This is a genomic window from Variovorax sp. Soil_C_19 (assembly GCF_057657255.1).
The window spans coordinates 458,800-476,048 of sequence record NZ_JBDGIV010000004.1 but is presented as its reverse complement, the minus strand read 5'-3'; the positions used below and the strand labels follow the sequence as shown (position 1 = coordinate 476,048).

The following is a 17,249-nucleotide window of genomic DNA, read 5'->3' as shown; positions in this document are numbered from 1 at the left end:
TCATGCACGCCTCTACGCCGCCCACCGCCGGCGCCCTGCCCGGCCTGCCTTCGGGCATCGAGGAATCCAGCGTCTTCCGCTCGCTCTTCTTCGCCTACCCCGATGCGCTGCTGCTCGTCGACCAGGCGGGCGCCATCGTGCTGGCCAATCCGTCGGCTGCCATCCTGCTCGGCTACACGGTCGACGAGCTCGTCGACCTGAGCGTCGATGCGCTGGTGCCCGACAGCATCCGGCCGCGCCATGCTTCCTATCGCGAGGCCTACGGCCGGGCGCCGCGTCCGCGGCCCATGGGCACGCAGATGGAACTGGTCGCCAAGCGCAAGGACGGCAGCGAGGTGATGGTCGAGATCGCGCTGAGCCCGCTTCAGAACCAGGGGCTGCCGTTCGTGGTGGCCGCGATCCGCGACATCGGCGCCTACCCGCGCGTGAAGCAGGCGCTGCAGCGCGCGCGCTACAGCGACCATGTGGCGCAGCTCGGCCGGCTGGCTGTGGACACGCGCGATCTGCAGGTCGTGCTCGACCACGTGCCGGCAATCGCCGCCGAGGCGCTGGAGGTCGACGTGGCGATGGTGCTGCTGCTCGAAAGCAGCCGGCTCGAGTTTCGCGTCGCCAGCGGCGTGGGGCTGGTGCCCGGCGAGGAGGTCGGTGCAAGGCTGCAGAGCCACGCCAGCACCCCGCCAGGCTTCGTGTTCGCCGAGGGCGCGCCGGTGGTCGTGTCCGACTACAGCGTGGAGCGCCGCTTCGCCGTGCCGCAGGCGTACCTCGACGCGGGCATGGTGAGCGGCGTGGCCGTGCCCTTCTACGACCGCGGCCGCTTCACCGGCGTGCTCGCCGTCCGGTCGCGCGAGGCCAGGCGCTTCGGCGACGAGGAGCTGCGCTTCCTCGAATCGCTCTCGAACCTGCTCGCGACCAGCCTGCAGCGGGTGCAGACCGAGGAGGCGCTCAACCATGCGCAGCGGCTCGAGAGCGTCGGCCAGCTCACTGGCGGCATCGCGCACGACTTCAACAACCTGCTCACCATCATCCAGGGCAACCTGCAGGTGCTCGAAGAGCTGCCGGGCCTGGCGCAGGACAGCCACGCGCAGCAGCTCGTCGGCGCCGCCACGCGGGCATCGCGGCGCGGTGCGGAGCTCACCGGCAAGCTGCTGGCCTTTTCACGCCGGCAGATGCTCCAGCCCAATGCGGTCGACACGCACGCGCTGCTGCAGTCGCTCGCCGACATGCTGCGGCGCACGCTGGACCAACGCATCACGATCAGCATCGATGCCGCACCTGGTTGTCCGTCCGTGTTGGCCGACCCGGGGCAGCTCGAATCGGCGCTGTTGAACATCGCCATCAATGCGCGCGACGCAATGCCCAAGGGCGGCGCGCTGCATTTCAGCACCGAAGCTTGCGGCGCGCTGCCGCCCGAGGTGCGCAACGAACTCAGCGAACACGACGCGCATGGCCGCTTCGTCGCGATCTCGATTGCAGACAGCGGCACCGGGATGACCGACGAGGTGAAGGAACACGCCTTCGAGCCCTTCTTCACCACCAAGGAAGCGGGCCGCGGCACCGGGCTGGGGCTCAGCACCGTCTACGGATTCGCGAAGCAGTCCAAGGGCGCAGTGGCCATCGCGAGCCGGCCCGGGTCGGGCACCACCGTGACGCTCTATCTGCCAGAGCTCGACGACGCGGCGCCTGCCGCGCCGCGCGAGGATGCGGTCGGCCATGCCATTCCCGCGGGCCTGCGCGTGATGCTGGTCGAGGACGACGCCGAAGTGCGCAAAGTGGTGCAGGCATTCCTCGCGGCGCTCGGCTGCACCGTCTCGACAGCCGCCAACGCCGAGGAGGCCCTGCTCGCGCTCGATGCCGGCGCGGGTTCGTTCGACGTGTTGCTGAGCGACATCGCGCTCGGTCCCGGCATGCGCGGCACCCGGCTCGCCGCCGAGGTGCAGCGGCGCTTTCCGCAGGTCGCGATCCTGCTGATGTCGGGGTTCTCGTCGGAGTTACTAGAGGCTGACCGCGACGTGCTGCAGGGCTGGGAGCTGCTGCGCAAGCCCTACACGCGCGCCGAACTCGCGGGCGCGCTGACCCGGGCGCTCGCGGGCCGGCACTGATCGGCTATTGCAGCATCGCCGGTGCCGGGGCCAGGCAGCGCTGCACGAATGCCGACAGCGCGCCCACGTCGGGGATCTGCACCTCGCGACGGCCCTTCTCCATCGCAATGACCTTGTCGCGCGCCAGCCTCGACAGCGCCCGGCTCACGCTCTCGAGCGTCATGCCGAGGTAGTTGCCGATCTCGGCGCGCGTGATGCGCAGGGTGATCTGGTCGGCGCGCATGCCGCGCTCGGCGAGCGACTCGGCCCAGTAGCGCAGGAAGTCGGCCACGCGCGCGTCGGTCGGCAGCGTGCAGACCGACATCAGCGAATCGCGGTCATGCGCGATCTCGCGGCTCATCGCCGTGTGGAACACCTGCAGCAGCGTCGGTTCGGCCAGACAGGCCGACACGAGCGATTCGTACGAGACGACCCAGACCTCGCCCGTGTCCATGGCCACCGCGTCACAGGAATACTGGTTGCGCGCCATGCCGTCGAAACCCAGCCAGTCGCCGCGAAACTTGAGCCCGACCACCTGCTCGCGGCCGTCCGCCGAAAGGTTCACGATCTTGAAGAAGCCCGAGTTCAGGATGTAGAGATTGCCGAAACGCTCGCCGGCCTGGTAGACCCGGTCGCCCGCATGCACCACGCGGCGCTGCGGTGCGAGGCGCTCCTGCAGCAGCTTCAGCGTCTCGGCCATCGTGCGGCTCGCCCTTTCATAGACCGCCACGCCCGTGGCGGGCCTCGCGCCGGCCGCGGCGAAGCCCTGCAGTGCCGGAAAGGCGGTGGCGGTGCGGGTGAGGTCGAGCATCTGGTAACTCCTGTGCATCTCGTTATTTAGTAGACAAATGTTAAAAAACACGAGGCAATGGCATGCCAATGGTTCGCATCGTTGGGTAACGCTCGGTGAACCCTCCGTGTCCGATCTGTAACGGCACGCCGCGCGCCAGGTTTGATCCGCATCAATCCTGGCCGGCGTCTGCGCCGCTAGTCTTGCGGGCTTCATCCTGGCGCCCATGTCCTATCCCTTTGAAATCCACAATGCCGCGGCCTTCCGGGCGCTGTCGCCGCAAGACGAGGCGGCACTCTTGAGCGCTGCGCGCCTGCTCCAGGCGGCCTCGCTGCGCGGCGCCCCCGCTCCGCAGCTCAAGGGAAAGAACCTGGGCATGCTCTGCAGCGACGACGAAGCCCACCGCGAGAGCCGCGCGTTGTTCGAAGGCGCGGCGAAAGCGCTCGGCGCGCTCGTCGCCACCGTGCGCCCCGGCCCTTCCAACCTGGGCATGCCCGGCGAGGTCCAGCATGCGGCGCGGATCCTCGGGCGCTTCTACGACGCGGTGGAATGCCAGGGGCTCCCGCCGGAGGTGGTGCGCGAGATCGGCCGGCATGCCGGCATCCCGGTCTACGACGGCGCGGCCTGTGCGTCCCATCCGACCGCGCGCCTGGCCGCCTGGCTCGACGAGCGCACCCCGCCCGCGGCCAACCGGTGTTTCGTGCTGCAGGCCTTGCTGCTCGGTAGCGTGAACTGAACCCTGCGCGGCGCTCAGCGGCACCAGGCGTCGATGCGCGGACCCAGGTCGGACCAGAGCGCCTGCACCGCCACCGCGGCGAGCAGCACGCCCGACAGCCGCGCCCCCCAGGCCTGGAGGCTGCCTTCGCCCTGCCGGTGCAGGCGCCGCCAGAGCCAGGGCCCGAGCGCCAGCGACAGGCCGCTGCCGAGCGCGAAGGCCAGCATGGCGAGGCCGCCGTCCCACGGCCGGTTGCCGAGACTCGCCAGCAACAGCGCCGAATGGAGCAGTCCGCACGGCATCGCGACCCACAGCGCGCCGGTCGCGAGCACCCCCAGCGGCGTGGCCGCGCCGAGCGGGCGCAGCCGTGCTTCGAGCCGGCGCCCGATGCGCTGCGTCCACACCGGCTGTCGCCCGGCGATCGCCAGCATCGCGCCCCAGGCAAAGACGAACACGTGCAGCAGCGTCCAGAGCGGCCGCAGCGCCGCCACCTGGTCGCTGGCAAGCGCCAGGCTGCCCACGCTCGCGGCTGCGGCGGCGCCCGCGACTGCATAGCTCGCAGCGCGGCCCAGGTGGAAGGCGGCCTGCGCACCGACCCAGGCGGGTGCGCCCGTGCCGCCGGACCCTGCGTGCGCCCGAACGGGAACGATGCGGATCACGGCGGCCGATGCGGCGCCGCACATGGCGATGCAGTGCGGCCCGCTGGCCAGGCCCATGACCAGCGCGGCGCCGGCGAGTGCTGTCTGCGTCATGCTCACACCATCCGCGAGAAACGGCCCTGGCTCGCGCGGCTATAGCGGTCGAACACCATCGCGATGGCGCGCACGACGAACCAGCCCTGCGGCGTGACGCGGATGTCGTGGTCGGTGATGCGCACCAGGCCCTCAGCCGCGAGCGGACCGAGCGCAGCGAACTCGGCCGCGAAATGGCGCCGCGCGTCGATCCGGTGCGCCTCGCCCACGGCATCGAAATCGACGTGGCCCTGGCACATGAGCGCCATGATCACGTTGCGCCGAAGCAGGTCGTCGCGCGTGAGCGCCAGACCGCGCTCCACCGGCAGGCGGCCCTGGTCGAGCAGGTCGCAGTAGGCCTCAATGGTCTTGGCGTTCTGGCTGTATGTGGCGCCCATGCGGCCGATGCCCGACACGCCCAATGCCAGCAGGTCGCCCTCGGGCTCGGTCCCGTACCCCTGGAAGCCGCGCTGCAGCCGCCCTTCACGCCGGGCCACCGCGAGCGGATCGTCCGGAAGCGCGAAGTGGTCCATGCCGATGTAGACGTAGCCTGCTGCGGTCAGTGTGGTGATTGCATGCGACAGCATCCGCACCCGCGCCGCTGCATCGGGCAACTGGTCCGCGGCGATGCGCCGCTGCGGCTTGAATCGCTCGGGCAGGTGGGCGTAGGCATACAGGGCGATGCGGTCGGGCCGCAGGTCGCACACCTGGGACATGGTGCAGGCGAAAGAGGCGTCGTTCTGGCGCGGCAGCCCGTAGATCAGATCCACGTTGATCGAGCCGAAGCCCAGCGCGCGCGCCTCGGCCATCAGCCCGAAGACCTGCTGCGCCGGCTGGATGCGGTGCACCGCCTTCTGCACCTCGGGATCGAAGTCCTGCACGCCGAAGCTCAGGCGATTGAAGCCCAGCGCCGCGAGGTGCGCGAGCCGCACCGCATCGACGGTGCGCGGATCGATCTCGATCGAGCGTTCGCCGCCCGGGACCAGGTCGAAGACCGTGCCGAGCATCGCCATCAGCTCGCTCAGCTCCGCATCGGCAAGGAAGGTCGGTGTGCCGCCGCCGAGGTGCAACTGGCTCACGGCCGCGCGCGCGCCGAGCGCCGCCGCCTGCAGCCGCGCCTCGCGCGCCAGGTAGCCGAGGTAGCGCGTCGCGCGTTCGCGGTGCCGCGTCACCACCTTGTTGCAGGCGCAGTAGTAGCACAGAGATTCGCAAAACGGAATGTGCACGTAGAGCGAGAGCGCGGGCGCATGGGTGCCCGCACTGCGCCGCTCGCGCAGCGCCAGCGCATGAGCCTCGGCGCCGAACGCCTCGACGAAGCGGTCGGCCGTGGGGTAGGAGGTGTAGCGGGGTCCGGCCACGTCGAACTGTCGCAGCAGGTCGGGCGGCAACGGCTGCGCAGAGGGACGCTCGGCGGTCCCGGGGGCCACGGGAAAAGACAGGCTCATTGCGGATGCTCCGGAAGATCGCGCGCCGGCGGCATGGCGAGCAGCGCGGTGAAGGCGCTCGACGCGGCCGCCATCGCCCAGAAAACGAAGAAGGCGATGCTGTAGACGCCCTGGCGCGAGAGCCGCAGCGCGTCACCGCCCCAGTGCAGGTCGGAAGGATCGACCAGGGAGAAGACCAGCACCTCGAGCCCGCAGGCGAGCAGGAAGGCCGGCCACAAGATGCCGATGACCTGGCGCGACGAACTCATCGCAGTACCTCCGGCGGCGGCAGCGGCACGGCCTCGACCGGCGTGGTCGCATGGTTGCGCCCGGCCATGGCGGGCATCAGCTTCTTGTCGGCCAGCATGCGGTTGATCTCGATCCCGCGCCGGTAGTAGTCGGCCGAGACCACCGGATCGGGCGTGGCGAGCGCATACCAGAGCGTCACGAAACTCGCGACCACCACCAGCGCCGGTCCGGCGATCACCATCCACAGCAGCGGATGCCGCCACCACCGATCGTCGCCTTGCGTTGCCGGCGCGTCGTTGCCGATCGATGTCGTTGCGGTCATGTCGTTGTTCCTTGTCGATTCAGCGCGGCACCAGGAAGGCCGCCGGTTCCGAGACCTGCACCCCGCCTGCGCCCTCTTCCCGGATGTCGAAGTGCACGGTGTGCGAACCCGCCGCCACAGCGCCATAGGGCACCTGCAGCCGAACCGCCACCCAGCGCGACTGGGCCGCGTCCACGGTGACGGGGGTGTCCGGCGAGACGCTCAGCCCGTCGATGCCGTGCGCTGTGATGCGATAGCTGCGCGGCGCCTCGGTGGCATTCATGATCTGCAGCCGGTAGACGTTCTCGAGCCGGCCCCCCTCGACGATGCGCGCGAGCGATGCGCGGTCGCGCACCACATCGACCTTGAGAGGCGTGCGCACCACCAGGCTCGCGAGCAACCCGGCCACGAGCAGCGCGAGGATCGCCGCATAGGCCAGCACGCGCGGGCGCAGCACCCGCCGCAGCAGCTGCTGGCGCGACCATCCGGCCTCCATGCCGTTCTGGGTGTCGTAGCGGATCAGCCGCGGCGCATAGCCCATCTTGCGCATCACCGTGTTGCAGGCGTCCACGCACAGGCCGCAGCCGATGCACTCGTACTGCAGCCCCTGGCGGATGTCGATACCGGTCGGGCAGACCTGCACGCACAGGCCGCAGTCGATGCAATCGCCGAGCGCCTTGCTGCGCGGGTCGATGTCCTTGCGCCGCGGGGCGCGCGGCTCGCCGCGCTGCGGGTCGTAGCTGACGATCAGCGTGTCGCGGTCGAACATGGCGCTCTGGAAGCGCGCGTAGGGGCACATGTACTTGCAGACCTGCTCGCGCATGAAGCCCGCGTTGCCGTAGGTCGCGAAACCGTAGAAGAAGACCCAGAACACCTCCCACGAGCCCATGCCCGTCTGCAGGAAGGCCAGGCCCAGTTCGCGGATCGGCGTGAAGTAGCCCACGAAGGTGAAGCCGGTCCACATCGCGATGCCGATCCAGACCAGGTGCTTGAACCACTTCTTCACCAGCTTCTCGAGCGACATGGCCTCGCCGTCGAGTCGGATGCGGGCCGAGCGGTTGCCCTCGATCTTGTGCTCCACCCAGAGGAAGATCTCGGTGTAGACGGTCTGCGGGCAGGCATAGCCGCACCACAGCCGCCCTGCCACGGCGGTGAACAGGAACAGCGCCAGTGCGCTGACGACCAGCAGCCCAGACAGGTAGATCAGGTCCTGCGGGTACAGCACGAGCCCGAAGACATAGAAGCGGCGGGCGGCCAGATCGAACAGCACCAGTTGCCGTTCGCCCCACTGGATCCAGGGCATGCCATAGAACACCAGCTGGGTCAGGAACACCATCGCCCAGCGCCAGCGCGCGAAAACGCCCTGGATCGCACGCGGATGGATCTTCTTGGATGCCTGGTAAAGGCCGACCGCTTCGGCTTCGGCCGCGACGGGAACGATCGGAATCGACTTGCGGCCTGCGGATGATTCCATGATCAACCTCCGCGCATTCAGGGCCCGGCGACCGGTGCGTTCGAGAAGCCCCAGACGTAGGACGCGAGCAGCTTGATCTGCGCCTCGGTCAGCCGTCCTTGCTGCGCCGGCATCTCGCTCTTCTTGCCTTCGTTGACGATCTGGACGATCGCCGCCTCGCCCCAGCCGTGCAGCCAGACCTTGTCGGCGAGGCTGGGCGCGCCCACCGCCTGGTTGCCGACCCCGCCGATGCCGTGGCAGGCGGCGCAGGCCGTGAACTTCGACTTACCGAGCCCTGCGCGCAGCGAGTCATTCGGCGCGCCCGAAAGGCTCAGCACGTAATTGGCGAGGTTCTTCACGTCATCCTGCGTGCCGACCGCGGCCGCCATCGGCGGCATCGTGCCGGTGCGGCCGTGGGTGATCGACTCGACGATCTTTTCGGGCGTGCCGCCGTGCAGCCATTCCTTGTCGGTGAGGTTCGGAAAGCCCTTGCTGCCGCGCGCATCGGAGCCGTGGCACTGCGCGCAGTTGTTCATGAAGAGCCGCTCGCCGATCGCCATGGCCTTCGGCTCGCGGGCAATGTCTTCCGGGGCCATGCCGTCGTAGCTCGCATAGACCGGCGCGAGCGCGGCGGTGGCCTTGGTGAGTTCAGCCTCGTATTCGGCCTTGGCGCTCCATTCCGCCTGGCCGTCGAAGCTGCCGAGGCCCGGGTACACCACGAGGTAGCCGACCGAGAAAAGGATCGTGAGCACGAACAGGCCGACCCACCACAGCGGCAATGGATTGTTGGCTTCGCGCAGGTCCTCGTCCCAGACGTGGCCAGTGGTGTTGTCCGCGTCCGAGGGCACGCGCTTGCGCGCCGTGAGCCACAGCAGCAGCAGGCATCCGAGGATGCTCAGCAGCGTGCCCGCCGCCACGTAGTTGGACCAGAAGTTGTTGACGAAATCGCTCATGGGGGCTCTCTTGTTTTCTCTTCGCGCTCAGTCCTGCTCGAGCGGCAGCTGCGCGGCCTCGTCGAAGCGGGCGGCGTTGCGGCTGGCATAGGCCCAGGCCACGATGCCGAGGAACAGCGCGAAGCAGGCCAGCGTGGCGCCGACGCGCAGGAAGGTCAGGTCGATCATGGTGCGGTGCTCCTTACTTGAGCGTCAGGCCGAGCGATTGCAGGTACGCCACGGTCGCGTCCATCTCGGTCTTGCCGCGGACGTCCGCGCCGGCGCGGGCGATCTCCTCTTCGGTGTAGGGCACCCCGACCCGGCGCAGCGCGCGCATGTGGCGCGGGATCGCCTCGGCATCGACGGTTTTCTTCTCGAGCCAGGCATAGGCCGGCATGTTCGATTCGGGCACCAGGTCGCGCGGGTTGTTCAGGTGGATGCGGTGCCACTCGTCGCTGTACTTGCCGCCCACGCGGTGCAGGTCCGGACCGGTGCGCTTGCTGCCCCACTGGAACGGCCGGTCGTAGACGAACTCGCCCGCCACCGAGTAGTGGCCGTAGCGCAGCGTCTCCGAACGGAACGGGCGGATCATCTGCGAATGGCAGTTGTAGCAACCCTCGCGCAGGTACACGTCGCGACCGGCCAGCTGCAGCGCCGTCGGCGGCTTCAGGCCCTGGATCGGCTCGGTGGTCGACTTCTGGAAGAACAGCGGCACGATCTCGACCAGGCCGCCGATGGCGATCACTACGAGGATCAGCACGATCATCAGCAGGTTGTTGGTCTCCACCTTCTCGTGGGTGAAGCCGCGGTTTTTGTTGTCGGGTGTGGAAGGCATGGTGCTTTGCTTTCTCAGGCGTGGGCCAGGGCGATGGGCGGGATCGCGGCCTGTACGGAGCGTCCGGAGATCACGGTCATCCACACGTTCCACGCCATCACCAGCATGCCGGCGAGGTACAGCAGGCCGCCGATCAGCCGCACGACGTAGAACGGGAAGGTCGCCTTCACGCTCTCGACGAAGGTGTAGGTGAGCGTGCCGTCGGGGTTGATCGCGCGCCACATCAGGCCCTGCATCACGCCGGCGATCCACATCGCGGCGATGTAGAGCACGATGCCGATCGTGGCCATCCAGAAGTGCGCCTCGATGGCCTTGATGCTGAACATGGTGGTGCGCCCGTACATGCGCGGCACCAGGTAGTACAGCGAACCCATCGTGATGAAGCCGACCCAGCCGAGCGCGCCGGCATGCACGTGGCCCACGGTCCAGTCGGTGTAGTGGCTCAGTGCGTTGATCGTCTTGATGGACATCATCGGCCCCTCGAAGGTGGCCATGCCGTAGAAGGACAGCGCCACGATCAGGAAGCGCAGGATCGGGTCGGTGCGCAGCTTGTGCCAGGCGCCCGAGAGCGTCATCACGCCGTTGATCATTCCGCCCCAGCTCGGCGCGAGCAGGATCAGCGAGAACACCATGCCGATCGACTGGGTCCAGTCCGGCAGCGCGGTGTAGTGCAGGTGGTGTGGGCCGGCCCACATGTAGGTGAAGATCAGCGCCCAGAAGTGGACGATGGAGAGCCGGTACGAATAGACCGGCCGCTCGGCCTGCTTGGGGATGTAGTAGTACATCATCCCGAGGAAGCCGGCGGTGAGGAAGAAGCCGACTGCGTTGTGGCCGTACCACCACTGCACCATTGCATCCTGCACGCCGGCATAGGCCGAGTAGCTCTTCATCCAGCCGGCCGGGATCGCGGCGCTGTTGACGATGTGCAGCAGTGCCACCGCGATGATGAAGGCCCCGTAGAACCAGTTGGCCACGTAGATGTGGCGCACGCGCCGCGTGCCGACGGTACCGAAGAACACGATGGCGTAGGCCACCCACACCACGGCGATCAGGATGTCGATCGGCCACTCGAGTTCGGCGTATTCCTTGCCCGAGGTGTAGCCCATCGGCAGGCTGATGGCGGCCGCCACGATCACGGCCTGCCAGCCCCAGAACACGAACGATGCGAGCCGGGGCGCGAACAGCCGCACCTGGCAGGTGCGCTGCACCACGTGGAAGCTGGTGGCCATGAGCGCGCAGCCGCCGAACGCGAAGATCACCGCGTTGGTGTGCAGCGGCCGAAGCCGGCCGTAGCTGAGCCAGGGAATGCCGAGGCTGAGGTCGGGCCATGCGAGTTCGGCGGCGATGATCACGCCGACGAGCATGCCGACCACGCCCCAGACCACGGACATGAGGCTCAACTGGCGGACGGCGGTGTCGTCGTAGATCGCCGCCGGGGGGTTCGAAACTTGCATCGTGCTGCCTTTGGATGTTCTGAAGGCAGTGTCCGCGGCCGACAGGGCCCGGGGTTTGATGCAGATCAATCGTTGCGCAGGATGCGGTCGCCTTCGCCGTCGATGTCGTCGAACTGCCCACGCTCGATGGCCCACCAAAGGCCTGCGAGGATCGCGAGCACCAGCGCGACCGACAGCGGAATCAGAAGAAAGAGGACGTCCATCAGCGGCCCCTCTGCGCCACGGTCGCGAGCCGCGCCGCGTTGGCGACCACCACGAGCGAACTCGCCGCCATGCCCAGCCCCGCGAGCCACGCGGGCAGCCAGCCAGCGATGGCGAGCGGCACGCACAGCGCGTTGTAGCCGGCTGCCCATGCCAGGTTCTGCCGCACCACGCGGGCGGTGCGACGCGCCTGCGAGATGGTGCGCGGGATGGCCGAGAGCGTCTCGCCGAGCACCACGAAGTCGGCGCGCGCGCGCGACAGCGGCACCGCCTTGCCGAAGGCGAACGAGGCGTTCGCGCGGGCGAGCGAAGGCCCGTCGTTGAGTCCGTCGCCCACCATGGCGACCTGCCGGCCTTCGGCCTGCAGCCGCCACAGCACCTGGAGCTTTTCCTCGGGTGTGCAGCCGCCCTGCGCGAATTCGATGCCGGCACGCGCGGCAACCTCCCGCGCGGCGCCGTCGCGGTCGCCCGACAGCAGCCGCACCGTGATGCCCTCGGCCTGCAGCGCCGCCACTGCGGCGACGGCGTCGGGGCGCAGGTCTTCTGCGAGCACGAAGCTCGCGAGCCAGCCGTCGTCGTCGCTCAGGTGCACCTGCGGCGCCTCGACGGCAACCGACGCGACCCCGCAATGCGCGGCTGCCCCGAGCCGGACGCGGCGCACCGCGCCATCCGGACCGCCGGCGCGCCGCATGAGCCCTTCGAGCCCGAAGCCCGCGCGCTCCGCCGGCTGCATCACCTCCCAGGCGGGCGGCATGTCGAGCTGCGCCTGCCATGCAGCCACCAGCGCTCGCGCGCCGGGGTGCAGCGAGTGCGCGCCCAGCGCGGCCCCCATCTCCAGCGCCTCGCCGTGGCGCAAACCCTGCCGGCAGAACACGCGGTCCAGGCGCGGCGTGTCGCCGGTGAGCGTGCCGGTCTTGTCGAAGACCACGGTGTCCACCGCGGCGAGCGCCTCGAGCGCCTGGAGGTTCGCGGTCAGCACACCGCCACGCGCCAGCGCACCCGCGCTTGCGAGCATGGCCGCGGGTGTGGCGAGCGACAGCGCACAGGGGCAGGTCGCAATGAGCACCGCCACCGCCACCATCAACGCCTTGCCCGGTTCGACATGCCACCAGAACGCCGCTGCGGCAGCGGCCGAGGCCAGCACCACGGCAAGGAACGGCCGAGCGATACGGTCTGCCAGCAGTGCCCAGCGCGGCTTGCCAGAGGCGGCGCTTTCCATCAGTCGGACGATCTGCGCGAAGCGCGTGCCCTCGCCCGCCGCGTCGATGCGCACCTGCACCGTGGCAGAGAGGTTGTGGCTGCCCGCCAGCACGCGCTCGCCGCGGGCACGGGGCACGGGACGCGACTCGCCGGTGAGCAGCGCCTCGTCGGTGCTGGTGCCGCCGTCCAGCAGCACGCCGTCGGCCGGAAAGGCTTCGCCCGCGCGCACCCGCACCACGTCGCCGGCCACAAGTCGGCGCACCGCCACGCGCTCCCAGTTGCCATCCGCAGCGAGCCGCTCGATGCTGTCCGGCAGGCGGTTCAGCACCGTCTCGAGCGCGCCCGCGGTGCGATCGCGCAGCCGCGCCTCGAGCCAGCGACCGGTCAGCAGGAAGAACACGAACATGGTGAGCGAGTCGAAATACACCTCGCTGCCCAGCACGCCGGCGCTGTCGAAGGTGGCCGCCGTGCTGACGGCAAAGGCGATGGCGATACCGAAGGCCACCGGCAGGTCCATGCCGATGCGGCCGTGGCGGATGTCGCGCCACGCGCTGCGGAAGAACGGGCCGCAGGAAAAGAAAAGCACCGGCAGCGTGAGCACCCAGGAAGCCCAGCGCAGCAACTGCGCGGCGTCGTCCGCCATCTCGCCGGGCTGCGCGATGTAGGCCGGGTAGGCGTACATCATCACCTGCATCATGCAGAAACCCGCCACCAGCCAGCGCCAGAGCGCGAGCCGCACCTCGCGCGAACGGCGCTCGCGCGCGGCGCTGTCGGTTGCGGGCACCAGCCGGTAGCCTGCCGCCTCGGCGGCTTCCAACCATTGCGAGGGCCGCACCAGCACGGCAGACCACACGATCCGCGCGCGCCGGCTCGCGGCATTGACCTGCACCTCCTGAACGCCGGGCACGCGCAGCAGCGCCGACTCGAGCGTGAAGCCGCAGGTGGCGCAATGCATGCCTTCGACGGCAACCTGAGATTCCCAGCGTGCGGCCGCCGGCGCGCCTTCATCGAGCGCGCGCCCGAACGCGGACCATTCGGCGGGATCGTCGAGCACCCGCCAGGCCTCGTGCAATGGCGTGGGCGGCGCCGCATCGGGCGATGAAAAGGGGGCGAGCGCAGCTTGCATCGCGCAAGGCTAAGCGGGGCCGGCGCCCTCCCCTTTGATATGCATCAAGTGGCGCGCCCGGTCACCGCCTAAGCTGACGGCAACTTCACTGGAGAGAATTCCCATGTTCAAGCGCATCCTCGTCGCCACGGACGGCTCCACGCTGTCGAAGAAGGCCGTCGCCAGCGCCATCGACCTCGCAGCCGCGCACGCGGCCTCCCTTGTGGCGCTCACCGTGGTGCCACGCTACCCCAAGGGCTACTTCGAGGGTGCCATGGCTTTTTCGCCCGAGGAGATCGCGCACGTGGAAAAGCAGTGGGCCGACAAGGCGCAAGCCATGCTCGACAGCGTCGCGGCGCGTGCGGCGGCGGCTGGGGTGCATGTGAAGCCGGTGGTCGCGAACTCGGACCGGGTCGCCGAATCGATCATCGCCGCGGCGCGCAAGCACCGCTGCGACCTGATCGTCATGGCCTCGCACGGCCGCAAGGGACTGCAGCGGCTGCTGCTCGGCAGCGAGACGCAGCACGTACTGACGCACTCGACGCTGCCGGTGCTCGTGCTGCGCTGAGCCGCTCAGGCCGCCTGCGATGCGGCGCCGAGCGCGTCGTTCTGCGCCTCGGCCTCGGCCAGCCAGCGCCGCTTGTCGCGCAGCGGCGGCACACCGAACATGCGGCCGTATTCGCGCGCGAACTGCGACGGGCTCTCGTAGCCCACGCTGTGCGCCGCGCTCGCCACGTCGGCTCCCGCCATCAGCATTTGCCGGCGCGCCTCCTGCAGGCGCAACTGCTTCTGGTACTGCAGCGGGCTCATCGCCGTCACGGCCTTGAAGTGGTGGTGGAACGACGACACGCTCATGTGCACCGCGCGCGCCATGTCCTCGATGCGCAGCGACTGCGCATAGTTGATGCGCAGCGCGCTGATCGCCTTGGCGATGCGCTGGGTGTGGCTGTCCTGCAGCGCGATCTGGCGCAGCCGCGCGCCCTCGCCGTTCACGAGCAGGCGATAGAAGATCTCGCGCTTGACCATCGGCGCCATGATCGGGATGTCTTCGGGCGTATCCAGCAGCCGCAGCAGCCGCAGCACGGGTTCGAGCACCGGCATCGCGATGCGGCTGACGTAGACGCCGCGCGATGCGGGCGCATTGGCCTTGGCGGGCAGCTTTTCGTCGCGGATCAGGTCGCCGATCTCGTCGAGCGAGAGGTCCAGGCGCAGGCCCAGGTAAGGCTCGTTCTCGCTGGTCAGGCGCACCTGCCCGCAGACCGGAAGGTCGACCGAACTCACGAGGTAGTGCATCGGGTCGTAGACGTAGATCTCGTCGCCCACCATCACGCGCTTGGAGCCCTGCGCGATAAGGCCGAAGGCCGGCGTCTGCAGCGCATGCTTGGGGCCGTCGGGCTTGTTGATGCAGTACACGAACAGGCCGGGCACCGGGGTTTCGATGCTGCCGTCCTGCCCGCGTGTGATGCGGTTGATCAGTGCGACCAGTTCCTTGCGGGCCGCCTCGAGTTCGGGCTCCAGCGGCACCGGCGCAGCCACGGCGGTTGCGAATTCGGGTGTTTTGTCGGGCATGTTTCAACCTTGTGACGGATGAAGCCACGGCGGGCGGGCGCCGTGGAGGATCGGGTGCCCGGAGCTTAGCGCGCCACCAGCCGCCTTGCACCACGGCCGCCAGCGTTCTGGAGGATCAGGCAAGGACTTTGCAGAATCGCGCTCGCCGGACGGCACGCCGTGGACGGATACTTTTGGCCACGACGCCACACCACACACCCGACGCAAAGGACGCACTTCCATGCAATACCGCCAATTCGGCCGCACCGGCCTGTTCGTCTCCGAGCTCTGCCTCGGCACCATGACCTTCGGCGGCGCCAGCGGCATCTGGGGCCAGATCGGCAACCTCCAGCAGTCCGAGGCCGAGGCGCTGGTCGGCCGCGCGCTCGATGCCGGCATCAACTTCATCGACACGGCCGATGTGTATTCCGAAGGGCTGTCCGAAACCATGACCGGCCAGGCGCTGCGCAACCTCAAGGTGCCGCGCGAGAACGTCGTCGTCGCCACCAAGGTGTTCGGCGAGACCGGCCAGGCTCCCAATTCGGCCGGCGCTTCGCGCTACCACATCATGGACGGCGTGAAGGCGAGCCTCCGGCGACTGCAGCTCGACCACATCGACCTCTACCAGATCCACGGCTTCGATCCGGTCACGCCAATCGAGGAGACGGTGCGCGCGCTCGACGATCTGGTGCGCCAGGGCCATGTGCGCTACGTGGGCGTCTCGAACTGGGCCGCCTGGCAGATCATGAAGGCGCTGGGCATCGCCGAGCGCCAGGGCCTCGCGCGCTTCGAGTCGCTGCAGGCCTACTACACCGTCGCCGGGCGCGACCTCGAGCGGGAACTCGTGCCGATGCTGCAGAGCGAACGCCTGGGGTTGATGGTCTGGAGCCCGCTCGCCGGCGGCCTGCTGAGCGGCAAGTACGGGCGCGACGTCGATGCGGGCGCGGCCGAACAGGGCAGCCGCCGCACCACCTTCGACTTTCCGCCGGTCAACCTCGAGCGTGCCTACGACTGCATCGACGCAATGCGCACGCTGGCCGAGGCGCGCAAGGTCTCGGTGGCGCAGATCGCGCTCGCCTGGCTGCTGCACCAGCCGGTGGTGACCAGCGTGATCGTCGGTGCCAAGCGCTTGGCGCAGCTCGACGACAACATCGCTGCCACCGCGATCCTCCTCGACGCCGCCGAACTCGCGGCGCTCGGCAAGGCGAGCGCCCTGCCCTCGGAATACCCGGGCTGGATGCTCGAGCGCCAGGGCGGAAACCGGGCCAGGCGGCTGGCCGAATCAGGCCTGCGCGGCTGAGGCGCGCACGCGCGCTCCGATGTAGTCCTCGAGCGAAACTGTCCCGCGCTCGGGCGCATCGGGCAGCACGAGGTTGTCGAGCGTGTCGCGCGTCATGGCCGCATAGGACGCGGCGCCGGCCTCGGAGAAACCGGCACGCCGGAACCACGCCTCCCACTGCGCGGGCGGCACCTCGACGACCCGCACCGGTCGACCGAGTGCCGCCTCGAACGCAGCGGCCACGTCGGCCGCGCAGTAGCGCGTCGGCCCTTCCACGTAATGCGGACCCGAAGACTCGGCGGCTCCGAACATGAGCCGCGCGGCGTAGCGCCCGAGATCCGCGGGCGCCACCATCGGCAAGCGGAAATCGCGCGGGAACAGGCTCTCGACGACACCCGCGTCGCGCGCGCCTGCCAGGGCCGCATCCCAGTTGCTCATGTAGTAGGCCGCCCGGATCACACTCACCGGCACCGGCACCGGCACCGGCTGCGCTGCGAGCGCCTGCTCCATGTCATAGAGCACGCCGAGGTCGCCCAGGCCCTCGCCGGGCTGCGCGCCGTAGGTGGACTCGGCCACGATCTTCTGCAGCGGCAGCCCTTGGATCGCATCGAGAATGCAGCGCAGGCTGCGGCGCTCCTCGGCCGCCGTATCGGTGTCGGGCGGCGCGGGCGGATTGAGCACGAACAGGCGCTCCGCCCCCTCGATCGCTCGGCGCAGCGCGGGCACGTCGAAGACGTCTGCTTGCGCTATGGCCGCGCCCTGCTTTTGAAAGCCCTCGGCATGGCGCGCATCGCGTGTGATGGCCGTCACAGCTTCGCCACGCGCAAGCAATGCCGATACAAGCGCCGAGCCGACGTGCCCGGTGGCACCGATGACCGCGTGCTTCATCGCGAGGCCTCCGCGGCCGCATGAGCAACGCTGAACGAAATGAGAACGGACGGGTATGTCATGGCA

Annotated in this window: 18 protein-coding genes; 4 read left to right on the top strand and 14 right to left on the bottom strand. The window is 69.2% G+C overall.

Annotated features, from left to right (window positions below; all coding sequences use genetic code 11):
• Positions 1-2 precede the first annotated feature (2 nt).
• Positions 3-2,099, top strand: a complete 2,097-nt coding sequence (locus AC3A6R_RS12065) for a PAS domain S-box protein (protein WP_487859127.1) — start codon at positions 3-5, stop codon at positions 2,097-2,099.
• A gap of 4 nt (positions 2,100-2,103) precedes the next feature.
• On the opposite strand, the gene AC3A6R_RS12060 is transcribed toward AC3A6R_RS12065, so the two are convergent.
• The gene (locus tag AC3A6R_RS12060; RefSeq protein ID WP_487859128.1) at positions 2,104-2,889 is read right to left on the bottom strand and encodes a Crp/Fnr family transcriptional regulator; all 786 of its coding nucleotides are present in this window, start codon (positions 2,887-2,889) and stop codon (positions 2,104-2,106) included.
• A 205-nt stretch (positions 2,890-3,094) separates the two neighbouring features.
• Between AC3A6R_RS12060 and AC3A6R_RS12055 the strand changes: the two genes are divergently transcribed.
• Positions 3,095-3,604 carry an ornithine carbamoyltransferase gene (locus tag AC3A6R_RS12055; protein WP_487859129.1) on the top strand — a complete coding sequence of 170 codons (510 nt, stop codon included), beginning with the start codon at positions 3,095-3,097 and terminating at the stop codon, positions 3,602-3,604.
• 14 nt (positions 3,605-3,618) lie between these two features.
• Here AC3A6R_RS12055 and AC3A6R_RS12050 read toward each other — a convergent pair whose 3' ends face one another.
• The 11 genes from AC3A6R_RS12050 to AC3A6R_RS12000 form a co-directional block, all read right to left on the bottom strand.
• Positions 3,619-4,335: a sulfite exporter TauE/SafE family protein gene (locus tag AC3A6R_RS12050; protein ID WP_487859130.1), complete on the bottom strand. Its 717-nt coding sequence runs from the start codon at positions 4,333-4,335 to the stop codon at positions 3,619-3,621.
• A 2-nt stretch (positions 4,336-4,337) separates the two neighbouring features.
• A complete protein-coding gene (hemN, locus tag AC3A6R_RS12045; protein ID WP_487859131.1) occupies positions 4,338-5,759 on the bottom strand; it encodes an oxygen-independent coproporphyrinogen III oxidase in 1,422 nt (473 codons plus the stop codon).
• The gene (locus AC3A6R_RS12040) at positions 5,756-6,007 is read right to left on the bottom strand and encodes a hypothetical protein (protein WP_487859132.1); all 252 of its coding nucleotides are present in this window, start codon (positions 6,005-6,007) and stop codon (positions 5,756-5,758) included. Before AC3A6R_RS12040 ends, hemN begins: the two co-directional genes overlap by 4 nt.
• Entirely contained in the window at positions 6,004-6,309 is a 306-nt protein-coding gene (locus tag AC3A6R_RS12035; RefSeq protein WP_487859133.1) for a FixH family protein, read from the bottom strand. The genes AC3A6R_RS12040 and AC3A6R_RS12035 overlap by 4 nt, the downstream gene beginning before the upstream one ends.
• A 19-nt stretch (positions 6,310-6,328) precedes the next feature.
• Positions 6,329-7,762: a cytochrome c oxidase accessory protein CcoG gene (ccoG, locus tag AC3A6R_RS12030; protein WP_487859134.1), complete on the bottom strand. Its 1,434-nt coding sequence runs from the start codon at positions 7,760-7,762 to the stop codon at positions 6,329-6,331.
• 17 nt (positions 7,763-7,779) lie between these two features.
• Positions 7,780-8,694, bottom strand: a complete 915-nt coding sequence (gene ccoP / locus AC3A6R_RS12025; protein WP_487859135.1) for a cytochrome-c oxidase, cbb3-type subunit III — start codon at positions 8,692-8,694, stop codon at positions 7,780-7,782.
• Positions 8,695-8,721: 27 nt separating this feature from the next.
• Positions 8,722-8,862 (bottom strand): cbb3-type cytochrome oxidase subunit 3, encoded by a 141-nt coding sequence (locus tag AC3A6R_RS12020; protein ID WP_487859136.1) that lies wholly within the window; start codon positions 8,860-8,862, stop codon positions 8,722-8,724.
• A gap of 13 nt (positions 8,863-8,875) precedes the next feature.
• Positions 8,876-9,508 (bottom strand): cytochrome-c oxidase, cbb3-type subunit II, encoded by a 633-nt coding sequence (gene ccoO, locus AC3A6R_RS12015; protein ID WP_487859137.1) that lies wholly within the window; start codon positions 9,506-9,508, stop codon positions 8,876-8,878.
• Between the two features lie 14 nt (positions 9,509-9,522).
• Positions 9,523-10,962 carry a cytochrome-c oxidase, cbb3-type subunit I gene (gene ccoN, locus AC3A6R_RS12010; protein ID WP_487859138.1) on the bottom strand — a complete coding sequence of 480 codons (1,440 nt, stop codon included), beginning with the start codon at positions 10,960-10,962 and terminating at the stop codon, positions 9,523-9,525.
• A gap of 65 nt (positions 10,963-11,027) precedes the next feature.
• On the bottom strand, positions 11,028-11,165 hold the full coding sequence (gene ccoS / locus AC3A6R_RS12005) for a cbb3-type cytochrome oxidase assembly protein CcoS (protein WP_487864416.1): 138 nt from the start codon (positions 11,163-11,165) through the stop codon (positions 11,028-11,030).
• Positions 11,165-13,489 (bottom strand): heavy metal translocating P-type ATPase, encoded by a 2,325-nt coding sequence (locus AC3A6R_RS12000; protein ID WP_487859140.1) that lies wholly within the window; start codon positions 13,487-13,489, stop codon positions 11,165-11,167. The genes ccoS and AC3A6R_RS12000 overlap by 1 nt, the downstream gene beginning before the upstream one ends.
• Positions 13,490-13,592: 103 nt before the next feature.
• On the opposite strand from AC3A6R_RS12000, the gene AC3A6R_RS11995 reads away from it, so the two are divergent.
• The gene (locus AC3A6R_RS11995; protein WP_487859141.1) at positions 13,593-14,036 is read left to right on the top strand and encodes a universal stress protein; all 444 of its coding nucleotides are present in this window, start codon (positions 13,593-13,595) and stop codon (positions 14,034-14,036) included.
• Positions 14,037-14,041: 5 nt separating this feature from the next.
• On the opposite strand, the gene AC3A6R_RS11990 is transcribed toward AC3A6R_RS11995, so the two are convergent.
• Positions 14,042-15,037, bottom strand: coding sequence for an AraC family transcriptional regulator (locus tag AC3A6R_RS11990; protein WP_487859142.1), 996 nt, complete (start codon positions 15,035-15,037; stop codon positions 14,042-14,044).
• A gap of 220 nt (positions 15,038-15,257) precedes the next feature.
• Between AC3A6R_RS11990 and AC3A6R_RS11985 the strand changes: the two genes are divergently transcribed.
• Entirely contained in the window at positions 15,258-16,316 is a 1,059-nt protein-coding gene (locus AC3A6R_RS11985) for an aldo/keto reductase (RefSeq protein WP_487859143.1), read from the top strand.
• Here the strand turns inward: AC3A6R_RS11985 and AC3A6R_RS11980 are convergent.
• Positions 16,299-17,183, bottom strand: a complete 885-nt coding sequence (locus AC3A6R_RS11980; protein WP_487859144.1) for an NmrA family NAD(P)-binding protein — start codon at positions 17,181-17,183, stop codon at positions 16,299-16,301. The genes AC3A6R_RS11985 and AC3A6R_RS11980 overlap by 18 nt on opposite strands.
• Positions 17,184-17,249: the final 66 nt, after the last annotated feature.

Bases quoted from the DNA above. Each gene is read 5' to 3' on its own strand.
- AC3A6R_RS11985 (WP_487859143.1), top strand. From the start codon at position 15,258: ATGCAATACCGCCAATTCGGCCGCACCGGCCTGTTCGTCTCCGAGCTC.
- ccoS (WP_487864416.1), bottom strand. From the start codon at position 11,165: ATGGACGTCCTCTTTCTTCTGATTCCGCTGTCGGTCGCGCTGGTGCTC.
- AC3A6R_RS12000 (WP_487859140.1), bottom strand. From the start codon at position 13,489: ATGCAAGCTGCGCTCGCCCCCTTTTCATCGCCCGATGCGGCGCCGCCC.
- ccoO (WP_487859137.1), bottom strand. From the start codon at position 9,508: ATGCCTTCCACACCCGACAACAAAAACCGCGGCTTCACCCACGAGAAG.
- AC3A6R_RS12050 (WP_487859130.1), bottom strand. From the start codon at position 4,335: ATGACGCAGACAGCACTCGCCGGCGCCGCGCTGGTCATGGGCCTGGCC.
- ccoP (WP_487859135.1), bottom strand. From the start codon at position 8,694: ATGAGCGATTTCGTCAACAACTTCTGGTCCAACTACGTGGCGGCGGGC.
- AC3A6R_RS12055 (WP_487859129.1), top strand. From the start codon at position 3,095: ATGTCCTATCCCTTTGAAATCCACAATGCCGCGGCCTTCCGGGCGCTG.
- AC3A6R_RS11990 (WP_487859142.1), bottom strand. From the start codon at position 15,037: ATGCCCGACAAAACACCCGAATTCGCAACCGCCGTGGCTGCGCCGGTG.
- AC3A6R_RS12065 (WP_487859127.1), top strand. From the start codon at position 3: ATGCACGCCTCTACGCCGCCCACCGCCGGCGCCCTGCCCGGCCTGCCT.
- AC3A6R_RS11980 (WP_487859144.1), bottom strand. From the start codon at position 17,183: ATGAAGCACGCGGTCATCGGTGCCACCGGGCACGTCGGCTCGGCGCTT.
- AC3A6R_RS12040 (WP_487859132.1), bottom strand. From the start codon at position 6,007: ATGAGTTCGTCGCGCCAGGTCATCGGCATCTTGTGGCCGGCCTTCCTG.
- ccoG (WP_487859134.1), bottom strand. From the start codon at position 7,762: ATGGAATCATCCGCAGGCCGCAAGTCGATTCCGATCGTTCCCGTCGCG.
- AC3A6R_RS11995 (WP_487859141.1), top strand. From the start codon at position 13,593: ATGTTCAAGCGCATCCTCGTCGCCACGGACGGCTCCACGCTGTCGAAG.
- AC3A6R_RS12035 (WP_487859133.1), bottom strand. From the start codon at position 6,309: ATGACCGCAACGACATCGATCGGCAACGACGCGCCGGCAACGCAAGGC.
- AC3A6R_RS12060 (WP_487859128.1), bottom strand. From the start codon at position 2,889: ATGCTCGACCTCACCCGCACCGCCACCGCCTTTCCGGCACTGCAGGGC.
- hemN (WP_487859131.1), bottom strand. From the start codon at position 5,759: ATGAGCCTGTCTTTTCCCGTGGCCCCCGGGACCGCCGAGCGTCCCTCT.
- AC3A6R_RS12020 (WP_487859136.1), bottom strand. From the start codon at position 8,862: ATGATCGACCTGACCTTCCTGCGCGTCGGCGCCACGCTGGCCTGCTTC.
- ccoN (WP_487859138.1), bottom strand. From the start codon at position 10,962: ATGCAAGTTTCGAACCCCCCGGCGGCGATCTACGACGACACCGCCGTC.